Genomic DNA, 9,768 nt, shown 5'->3' on the forward strand with positions numbered 1-9,768 from the left:
GACGCCATGAGCGACGACAATTCACACAGTAGCGACACAGTAAACAGCAAAAAGGGATTCTTCTCCCTGTTACTCAGCCAGCTTTTTCACGGGGAACCGAAAAACCGTGATGAACTGCTGGCGCTGATCCGTGATTCCGGGCAAAACGACCTTATCGACGAAGATACGCGCGATATGCTCGAAGGGGTAATGGATATCGCCGACCAGCGCGTCCGCGACATCATGATCCCCCGCTCGCAGATGATTACCCTGAAACGCAACCAGACGCTGGACGAGTGCCTCGATGTGATCATCGAATCCGCCCACTCGCGTTTCCCGGTGATCAGCGAAGACAAAGATCACATCGAAGGGATTCTGATGGCCAAAGATCTGCTGCCGTTTATGCGCAGCGATGCTGAAGCCTTCAGCATGGAAAAAGTGTTGCGCCCGGCGGTTGTCGTGCCCGAAAGCAAGCGGGTTGACCGCATGCTGAAGGAGTTCCGCTCCCAGCGTTATCATATGGCTATCGTTATCGATGAGTTTGGCGGCGTCTCGGGTCTGGTGACCATTGAAGATATCCTTGAGCTGATCGTCGGTGAGATAGAAGACGAATATGACGAAGAAGAAGATATCGATTTCCGTCAGCTGAGCCGCCATACGTGGACGGTACGCGCGCTGGCCTCAATCGAAGACTTCAACGAAGCCTTCAGCACCCACTTCAGCGATGAAGAGGTTGATACCATCGGTGGTCTGGTGATGCAGGCCTTTGGTCATCTGCCTGCCCGCGGCGAGTCTATCGACATTGATGGTTACCAATTCAAGGTCGCAATGGCCGACAGCCGACGTATTATTCAGGTACACGTAAAGCTTCCTGATGATGCCCCGCAGCCGAAGCTGGAAGACTAATCCAACGGGACGATTAACCTAAATGGTATTTGCCTCTCTCATTGAACGCCAGCGCGTACGCCTGCTGCTGGCGCTTTTATTCGGAGCCAGCGGAACGCTGGCTTTTTCACCTTATGACATCTGGCCGGCGGCGATTATTTCATTAATCGGCCTGCAGGGCTTAACCCTCAACCGCCGTCCTGTGCAAAGCGCCGCGATCGGCTATTTCTGGGGCTTAGGGCTGTTCGGCTCCGGTATTAACTGGGTCTACGTGAGTATCGCGCAGTTCGGCGGTATGCCCGGGCCGGTCAACGTTTTCCTGGTCGTTCTGCTTGCCGCCTATCTCTCTCTGTACACCGGATTATTTGCCGGTATTCTTTCGCGCCTGTGGCCAAAAACCAGCTGGGTACGCGTTGCCATCGCCGCCCCGGTGATATGGCAGGTTACCGAGTTTCTGCGCGGCTGGGTGCTGACCGGCTTTCCGTGGTTACAGTTTGGCTACAGCCAGATCGACGGTCCGCTCAAAGGGCTGGCGCCCGTTATGGGCGTCGAGGCGATTAACTTCCTGCTGATGATCGTCAGCGGTTTGCTGATACTGGCTATCGTGCAGCGCAGCTGGAAGCCGCTGGTCGCTGCCGGCGTGCTGTTCGCCCTGCCCTTCCCGCTGCGCTATATTCAGTGGTATCAGCTGCTGCCGGAGCGCGCGACCACGGTTTCGCTGGTACAGGGAGATATCCCCCAGGCGATGAAATGGGACCAGGATCAGCTACTCAATACCCTGAAAACCTATCTGGATCTCACCCAGCCGCATATGGGCAAATCGCAGCTGATCGTCTGGCCGGAGTCGGCGATACCGGATCTGGAAATTAATCAGCAGCGCTTCCTCAGTATGATGGATGACCTGATGCGGTCGAAAAACAGCTCGCTGATTACCGGCATCGTCGACGCGCGCCTGAACGCGCGTAATCGCTACGATACTTACAACACCATTATTACGCTGGGCAAAGATAACCCGTACAGCTACGACTCAAAGAATCGCTACAACAAGAACCATCTGGTGCCGTTTGGCGAGTTTGTGCCGCTGGAATCGATTCTGCGTCCGCTGGCGCCATTCTTTGATCTGCCAATGTCCTCTTTCAGCCGCGGTCCGTACGTACAGCCGCAGCTGGTGGCGCATAACATGCGACTGACGGCGGCTATCTGCTACGAGATCATCCTTGGCGAGCAGGTGCGGGATAACTTCCGCCCGGACACGGATTTTCTGCTAACCATCTCTAACGACGCGTGGTTCGGCAAATCTATCGGCCCGTGGCAGCATTTCCAGATGGCGCGTATGCGCGCGCTGGAGCTGGCCCGTCCGCTACTGCGTAGCACCAATAACGGCATCACCGCGGTCATCGGCCCGCGCGGTGAAATTCAGGCAATGATCCCGCAGTTCACCCGCGCCGTGTTAACCAGCAAAGTGACCCCAACGACAGGACTGACGCCGTACGCTCGTACGGGAAACTGGCCGCTGTGGGCGTTAACTATCCTGTTCGGTTTTGGCGCCCTGCTGATGAGTCTGCGCCAGCGCCGTCAATAATTCCTCCTTTCTCTTCTACCGCGGCGGCTTTCGTCGCCGCGGTCATCTCTTCCTTTCGTTGCATATTGGCACGGCCATTGCTTAATAAATTCCTGTAGCAACGCGATCCTGAGGGGTACAACCCGGTTGCACCACCACAGATCATCAGGCAGCGCTATTTTGGTGCAATGGGGGATTTTTGCCTTTAAATGGTGCGGTGCGCCTCGCAAAAACCAACAATATAGCAGCAAAATCTTTACATTAAGCCAAACTAAATGCTAACAAACACATACAAATGCTGCACACAAAGACGGCAGCCATAAAAAGCACACACATTCACAATGGGTATCAATAGCGTTTAACGACGCTGAGGATAAGGAGTCGGATATGCAATTACGTAAACTGGCCGCAGCAATGCTGGTCATGGGACTGACCGCCGGCGCGGCGCAGGCAGAAGACGCAGCAGCAACCACCGGCCAGAGCACTCTGGATAAAATTGCCAAAAACGGCGTCATCGTCGTTGGTCACCGTGAATCATCCGTTCCATTTTCTTACTATGACAACAAGCAGCAGGTCGTAGGCTACTCCCAGGACTACTCAAATGCGATCGTTGATGCCATCAAGAAAAAGCTAAACAAACCGGATCTGCAGGTGAAGCTGATCCCGGTTACGTCTCAAAACCGTATCCCGCTGCTGCAAAACGGTACCTATGATTTCGAATGCGGTTCCACCACCAACAACCTTGAACGTCAGAAACAGGCGGCCTTCTCCGACACCATTTTCGTTGTCGGTACCCGTCTGCTGGTGAAAAAAGGCGGCGCGATTAAGGACTTTCCGGACCTGAAGGATAAAGCCGTCGTCGTCACCTCCGGAACTACCTCCGAAATTCTGCTGCATAAGCTGAATGACGAGAAAAAAATGAACATGCGCATTATCAGTGCTAAAGATCACGGCGACTCTTTCCGTACCCTGGAAAGCGGACGCGCGGTGGCCTTTATGATGGATGACGCGCTGCTGGCGGGCGAACGGGCGAAGGCGAAGAAGCCGGATAATTGGGAGATCGTCGGCACGGCGCAATCTCAGGAAGCTTACGGCTGTATGCTGCGTAAAGACGATCCGCAGTTCAAAACGCTGGTTGATGAGACGGTAGCCCAGGCGCAGACCTCCGGTGAAGCCGAAAAATGGTTCGACAAGTGGTTTAAAAATCCTATTCCGCCAAAAAACCTGAATATGAATTTTGAACTCTCTGACGAAATGAAAGCGCTGTTCAAATCACCTAACGACAAAGCTCTTAACTAATTAAAAAAACAAGGGGCAGGAACTCCTGCCCTCCCGATTGTTGCTACGGCGCGGACAGACTATACGGCGGCTGGTCGTTCCCCAGCGGCCGCGAATACCGAAACAGGCTGAGCAACAATCTTCGAGGGTAGCGCTGCTACCCTTTTTTTTCCAGGAGTCATGTATGTCAATAGACTGGAACTGGGGGATATTCCTGCAACAGGCCCCGTTCGGCAATACTACCTATTTAGGCTGGCTATGGAGTGGTTTTCAGGTCACCGTTACGCTGTCGGTCACGGCCTGGATTATCGCCTTCTTCGTAGGCTCGCTATTCGGTATTCTCCGTACCGTCCCTAATCGTCTACTCTCGACTATCGGTACCTGTTACGTTGAGCTGTTCCGTAACGTTCCGCTTATCGTGCAGTTTTTCACCTGGTATCTGGTGGTGCCTGAACTGCTGCCGGAAAATATCGGCATGTGGTTTAAGTCCGAGCTGGACCCTAATATTCAGTTTTTCGTTTCTTCGATGCTGTGTCTGGGATTATTTACCGCCGCTCGCGTCTGCGAACAGGTTCGTTCCGGCATCCAGTCCCTGCCGCGCGGCCAGAAAAATGCCGGGCTGGCGATGGGGCTGACGCTTCCGCAAACCTATCGTTACGTGCTGCTGCCCAACGCCTACCGCGTTATCGTGCCGCCAATGACCTCTGAAATGATGAACCTGGTGAAAAACTCGGCCATCGCTTCCACCATTGGACTTGCCGATATGGCCGCGCAGGCGGGTAAGCTGCTGGACTACTCGGCCCATGCCTGGGAATCGTTTACCGCCATCACCCTCGCCTACGTCTTTATCAACGCCGTCATCATGCTGATCATGTACGTGGTCGAACGTAAGGTCCGCCTGCCGGGCAATATGGGGGGTAAATAATGTACGATTTTGACTGGAGTTCTATTATCCCTTCCATGCCATACCTGCTGGCTGGACTGGTCATCACGTTAAAAATCACCGTGACCGCGATTGTTATCGGGATTGTCTGGGGGACGATTCTGGCCGTGATGCGCCTGTCGAGTTTCCTGCCGCTGGCGTGGTTTGCCAAAACTTACGTTAACGTCTTCCGTTCTATTCCGCTGGTAATGGTACTGCTGTGGTTTTATCTGATTGTCCCGGGTTTCCTGCAGAACGTGCTTGGCCTGTCGCCGAAAACCGATATCCGGCTGATTTCGGCGATGATCGCCTTTTCCATGTTTGAAGCGGCTTACTACTCGGAAATCATTCGTGCCGGTATTCAGAGTATCTCCCGCGGCCAGTCCAGCGCTGCGCTGGCGCTGGGCATGACCCACTGGCAATCTATGAAGCTGGTGATCCTGCCGCAGGCGTTTCGCGCCATGGTACCGCTGCTGCTGACTCAGGGCATCGTCCTGTTCCAGGATACCTCGCTGGTTTATGTCCTGAGCCTGGCCGACTTTTTCCGCACCGCCTCGACGATTGGCGAACGTGACGGAACCCAGGTGGAGATGGTGCTGTTCGCAGGCGCCGTATATTTTGTTATTAGCCTCAGCGCATCGCTGTTGGTCAGCTGGTTGAAGAAAAGGACTGTGTAATGATTACCCTGAAAAATGTTTCAAAATGGTATGGTCACTTTCAGGTGCTGACCGATTGCTCCACGGAAGTGAAAAAAGGCGAAGTGGTGGTGGTCTGTGGGCCTTCGGGTTCGGGTAAATCAACGCTGATTAAAACCGTCAACGGCCTGGAGCCCATCCAGCAAGGTCAAATCATCGTCGACGGCACCACCGTCAACGATAAAAAGACCAATCTCGCCAAACTGCGCTCGCGGGTCGGGATGGTATTCCAGCATTTCGAGCTGTTCCCGCACTTATCGATTATTGATAACCTCACCCTGGCGCAGGTTAAGGTGCTCAATCGCGATAAAGCAGCTTCTCGAGCAAAAGGGCTAAAGCTGCTGGAACGCGTGGGGCTTTCCGCCCATGCTGAAAAATTCCCCGCTCAGCTCTCGGGCGGCCAACAGCAGCGCGTGGCCATCGCTCGCGCGCTGTGCATGGACCCCATCGCCATGCTGTTTGATGAACCCACTTCCGCGCTTGACCCTGAGATGATTAACGAAGTGCTGGACGTTATGGTTGAACTGGCGAATGAAGGGATGACCATGATGGTGGTTACCCATGAAATGGGCTTTGCTCGTAAGGTCGCCAACCGGGTCATCTTTATGGATGAAGGTAAAATAGTCGAAGACGCCGATAAAGAAGCGTTTTTTGCTAACCCGCAATCAGAACGCGCCAAGGACTTCCTCGCCAAAATTCTGCACTAACTTCTGCGGCGCGCACGATATCACCGTGCGCGCCCGCAGCTCTTCCCCTTTCAATCACTTCATCTCAAGGCGTCAGCTTCACAACGTGAAGTAAATATTTCACAAAGAATTCAGGGGCCGGTGAATGGATAAACCGCCACGGCATCGTTAGCATACAGCCTCTCGTAATAATCCCCCCGGAGTATGAATTATTTAAAAATAATATTTCAATCGACTTGCCATACGTCGCTGGCTATTTCCGACCGCGCATAGCTATTAATAATAATCTCACTCAATGAAACAAACGGATATTGCTTCATGTGGACTAATACCAACAGCCTGGCCATTATTTTGTGTTTAAATCTGCTCACCTGTTTTACTGCCCGCGCGGGTATTGAGGCCGCAACGGTAAACCAGGTTGAACAGGATAAAGCCCGTGAAAGCGCATTAATGCCCCATCAGCAGCAATACCAATCCTCTCGTAGCCATGTAAAAACGCAAACTTTAATATTTCCCGAAGAAGCGACCTGCAGATATATCACGCAAGTTGATATTGCTTCCGAGGACAAAGCAAAAACCACCGCCCTCCTCGGAAAGATCGCCTCCCAGGCGATTGGCCATTGTTTAGGTGTGGAAGGAATTCGTCTGCTGACGACCGCTTTGCAAAATGAGCTGATAACGCAAGGGTATATCACTTCCCTGATCGATGTTCCGTCCCAGTCATTAGAAGGCGGCATTCTGAAGATAACGCTTGTTTATGGCAAAACGGGGCATATTGCTTTTGCGCCGAATAGCGCCACGACGAACCTGTGGACCTCGATGCCCACGCATACCGGTAAGATCCTGCGCCTTAGCGATCTTGAACAAGGGATGGCTAACCTGCAACGCCAGCCTGGCGCCAGCGCCCATATGAAACTGCGGCCGGGGGAACATATCGGCGAGAGCGATATTGAAATCGCCCGCGTAACGGATAAACAGTGGCAGGTTGGCGCCTGGCTTGATGATGCCGGTAGCCGCGCCAGCGGGCGCTATCAGGGCGGCGGCGCGCTGTACCTGTACGATTTATCCTCACTGAACGATATTCTGTCCATCTCGGCAGGCGGCGACGTTGAATTCAACCAGCACAACGACGGCAACCATAACGGCAACCTTTACTACTCCGTACCTTTTGGTTACTGGTCATTGAGCATGTACGGCTCCTACAGCCAGTACCGCCAGCTGTTTAAAGGAAGATGGTCAAGCATCGATTATAAAAGTAAAAACCGTTATTACAGCGCGACCCTTAGCCGCCTGCTTTCACACACCCGACAGCAAAAAACGACCGCCGATCTGCGCATAGCGAAAAGCAGTTCACACTACTTTTTTGGCGGCGATGAGCTTTACGTTATGCGCAAACAGAATCCGGTCTGGGAATTTACCCTGCGCCACCAGCGCTATTTTAACAATAAAATTGTCGACGCCAGCGTGGGTATTCAGCGCAGCCTTCCGTGGCTCAGCTCCGTGCCTACGCCAGAGGAAAAAGCCGGTTTATACAGCCGCCATTCGCGCGTCGTGCATGCCGATATTCAGGCATTAATGCAGTTTGCCGCAACCGGCGATAAATTTAGCTGGATGCCGCGTTTCCATGCCCAGTTCAGCCCGGATATATTATCTTCGGACAACCAGTTTAATATCGGCAATCGCTGGACGATTCGCGGTTTTGACGGCGAAAATACGCTATCGGCCAATCAGGGCTGGTACTGGCGTAACGATTTTAGCTGGAATATACCTACTGCCGACCGGCAGTTATATCTTGGCCTCGATTTCGGCAGAATCATCGGCAACGAGCGCGCGCAGCAAGGGAAAAGCCTTTCTGGCGCAGTCGGCGGGATCCGTGGAGAAATAGCATCAACGCAATATGACTTTTTTATCGGCACGCCTATCAGTAAACCTGATGACTTTCATAGCGATGCCATGAATATGGGCTTTTCATTACAGTGGAGGTATTAGTTTTCATCCGCGCATTACTGCTATTTACTGATTCATTTTTTTATATTTAAAGGAATAAATTACATGTTTAAATTCAAGGTTTCATATGTTGCGCTGGCGGCAGCGCTAAGCTCATCCGTTGTTTATGCCGACCCGTCAAGCTATACGCATAGGTCAGGGGCAAATGTTATTGATATTGAAGCGCCTAATGCCGCAGGCGTCTCGCATAACTTATATCGCGAATTCAACGTCGGCCCTAACGGCACTATTTTAAACAATAGCGCCAGCGACGTGAACCACAGCACTCACGGTAATATCGCAAAGAATAATAATCTGACCAACGGCAGCGCTTCCGTTATTTTGAATGAAGTCACCTCCAATAAAATGAGTAACCTACAGGGCTTTATCGAAGTTAACGGGCAAAAAGCCGATGTCGTGATCGCCAACCCCAACGGCATCACCTGCTCCGGGTGCAGTTTTATCAACACCAACAACGCAATACTTACCACAGGCCAGGTCAACCTGAGCGATACCGGCGCAATTGAGAGCTATACGGTCACGCAAGGGAAAATCACCATCGGTGATAAAGGTATGAACGCATCCACTAACTATGCCGCCCTGCTTGCGGATGCCATTGCGATTAACGGCACCGTGACCGCCGCCAGTGCAGCCGTCGGCGCGGGCAATTTTACGTATAATAACCAGACTGGGGAAATGAACTCCCTGGGTAAAACAGCAACGGTTATGCAGATGATCTTTCCAGAATACAGCATTGATATCAGCAACCTGGGCGGTATCAAGGCCAATAGTATCAGTATGGTGGGTAATACCTTTGGTCTCGGCGTCCGTAATAAAGGCACCGTTACCGCAAACACCGCTCTCGCCATGACCAGCTTTGGCTCACTGATTAATGAAGGTTCCATCAACACGAACGGCCTTATGGCTAAAATGGCATCTTTAGGCGATATGAAAAATACAGGTACAATTAATAGTACTGCTTACATTACGCAGGTCAGTAGTGTGGGCACCCTGACCAATGAAGGCACAATTGCCAGTAGTAAACAGATTGCCATCAGCGCGACCGGCGATCTTGTTAACGCCGGCACGATGAAGGGAACGCAATTGTTATCCGTAGCCAGCGGGGGCAATCTCACCACCCGTAAGGGCTCAAATACCGTTTCCGATGGTCAGTTAACGGTTTCCGCCAACAATATTGACAACGCAGGTTCAATGCGCGGCAATATAACCTACGTCGAATTCAGCGGCGATAAACTCAAAGTCACCGGTGAGCTCCGGGGTCATTCCACTCTGACCGTGCAATCTAAAAAGGATGAAAAAATCAATTCGGGGGTAATATTTAATAAAGGACGTATTTCCGGCAATGATGTAACGATTATCACTAACGGAAGATTGGATCAGGAGGGTGATATCATTGGTCAAAACTCGTTATCGATTAAAAGTAATGCTTTAGACAATGTTTATTATATTTATGGGAAGTCACTAAATATTGAAAGTAATTATGTTCGCAACAGAGCAACAATCGATGGCTATAATAACACTATTAGCGCGGCCAACGGCATTCTTAATGAAGGGCAAATCTCTGCGAGCGGAGATTTGACTCTGAAGACGCTAAATAATGCTAATATCACCAACTACAACACCATCAAAGGAAGGTGCGAACAAGTTCCTGATATGAGATCATCATATTCATCCGGAGCGCATCCCAGAGGGACATCATGAGCCATCAACTCACCTTCGCCGATAGTGAATTCAGCACTAAGCGCCGTCAGACCC

Annotated in this window: 8 protein-coding genes; all 8 read left to right on the plus strand. The window is 51.8% G+C overall.

The window, feature by feature from the left end:
- Nucleotides 1-6 precede the first annotated feature (6 nt).
- The 8 genes from corC to K2184_RS27410 all read left to right on the plus strand — a co-directional run bounded on the left by corC (nt 7) and on the right by K2184_RS27410 (nt 9,714).
- Nucleotides 7-885 carry a CNNM family magnesium/cobalt transport protein CorC gene (corC, locus tag K2184_RS27375; protein WP_017146349.1) on the plus strand — a complete coding sequence of 293 codons (879 nt, stop codon included), beginning with the start codon at nt 7-9 and terminating at the stop codon, nt 883-885.
- A gap of 22 nt (nt 886-907) precedes the next feature.
- Complete coding sequence (lnt, locus tag K2184_RS27380) at nt 908-2,446, plus strand: apolipoprotein N-acyltransferase (protein WP_070557474.1); 1,539 nt, start codon at nt 908-910, stop codon at nt 2,444-2,446.
- Nucleotides 2,447-2,812: 366 nt separating this feature from the next.
- Nucleotides 2,813-3,724, plus strand: a complete 912-nt coding sequence (locus tag K2184_RS27385) for an amino acid ABC transporter substrate-binding protein (protein ID WP_004100196.1) — start codon at nt 2,813-2,815, stop codon at nt 3,722-3,724.
- Between the two features lie 163 nt (nt 3,725-3,887).
- A complete protein-coding gene (locus K2184_RS27390) occupies nt 3,888-4,628 on the plus strand; it encodes an amino acid ABC transporter permease (protein WP_004111387.1) in 741 nt (246 codons plus the stop codon).
- Nucleotides 4,628-5,302: a glutamate/aspartate ABC transporter permease GltK gene (gene gltK / locus K2184_RS27395; RefSeq protein WP_004100190.1), complete on the plus strand. Its 675-nt coding sequence runs from the start codon at nt 4,628-4,630 to the stop codon at nt 5,300-5,302. Before K2184_RS27390 ends, gltK begins: the two co-directional genes overlap by 1 nt.
- A complete protein-coding gene (locus tag K2184_RS27400) occupies nt 5,302-6,027 on the plus strand; it encodes an amino acid ABC transporter ATP-binding protein (RefSeq protein WP_004100186.1) in 726 nt (241 codons plus the stop codon). Before gltK ends, K2184_RS27400 begins: the two co-directional genes overlap by 1 nt.
- A 297-nt stretch (nt 6,028-6,324) precedes the next feature.
- Complete coding sequence (locus tag K2184_RS27405) at nt 6,325-7,995, plus strand: ShlB/FhaC/HecB family hemolysin secretion/activation protein (RefSeq protein ID WP_047720152.1); 1,671 nt, start codon at nt 6,325-6,327, stop codon at nt 7,993-7,995.
- Nucleotides 7,996-8,058: 63 nt separating this feature from the next.
- Complete coding sequence (locus K2184_RS27410) at nt 8,059-9,714, plus strand: two-partner secretion domain-containing protein (protein ID WP_439237807.1); 1,656 nt, start codon at nt 8,059-8,061, stop codon at nt 9,712-9,714.
- Nucleotides 9,715-9,768: the final 54 nt, after the last annotated feature.

It is taken from the genome of Klebsiella sp. K5-306, from assembly GCF_051835185.1.
GTDB lineage: Bacteria > Pseudomonadota > Gammaproteobacteria > Enterobacterales > Enterobacteriaceae > Klebsiella > Klebsiella oxytoca.

What these genes read in the sequence shown, in the direction of transcription:
- corC (WP_017146349.1), top strand. Translation starts at nt 7, where the DNA reads ATGAGCGACGACAATTCACACAGTAGCGACACAGTAAACAGCAAAAAG.
- lnt (WP_070557474.1), top strand. Translation starts at nt 908, where the DNA reads ATGGTATTTGCCTCTCTCATTGAACGCCAGCGCGTACGCCTGCTGCTG.
- K2184_RS27385 (WP_004100196.1), top strand. Translation starts at nt 2,813, where the DNA reads ATGCAATTACGTAAACTGGCCGCAGCAATGCTGGTCATGGGACTGACC.
- K2184_RS27390 (WP_004111387.1), top strand. Translation starts at nt 3,888, where the DNA reads ATGTCAATAGACTGGAACTGGGGGATATTCCTGCAACAGGCCCCGTTC.
- gltK (WP_004100190.1), top strand. Translation starts at nt 4,628, where the DNA reads ATGTACGATTTTGACTGGAGTTCTATTATCCCTTCCATGCCATACCTG.
- K2184_RS27400 (WP_004100186.1), top strand. Translation starts at nt 5,302, where the DNA reads ATGATTACCCTGAAAAATGTTTCAAAATGGTATGGTCACTTTCAGGTG.
- K2184_RS27405 (WP_047720152.1), top strand. Translation starts at nt 6,325, where the DNA reads ATGTGGACTAATACCAACAGCCTGGCCATTATTTTGTGTTTAAATCTG.
- K2184_RS27410 (WP_439237807.1), top strand. Translation starts at nt 8,059, where the DNA reads ATGTTTAAATTCAAGGTTTCATATGTTGCGCTGGCGGCAGCGCTAAGC.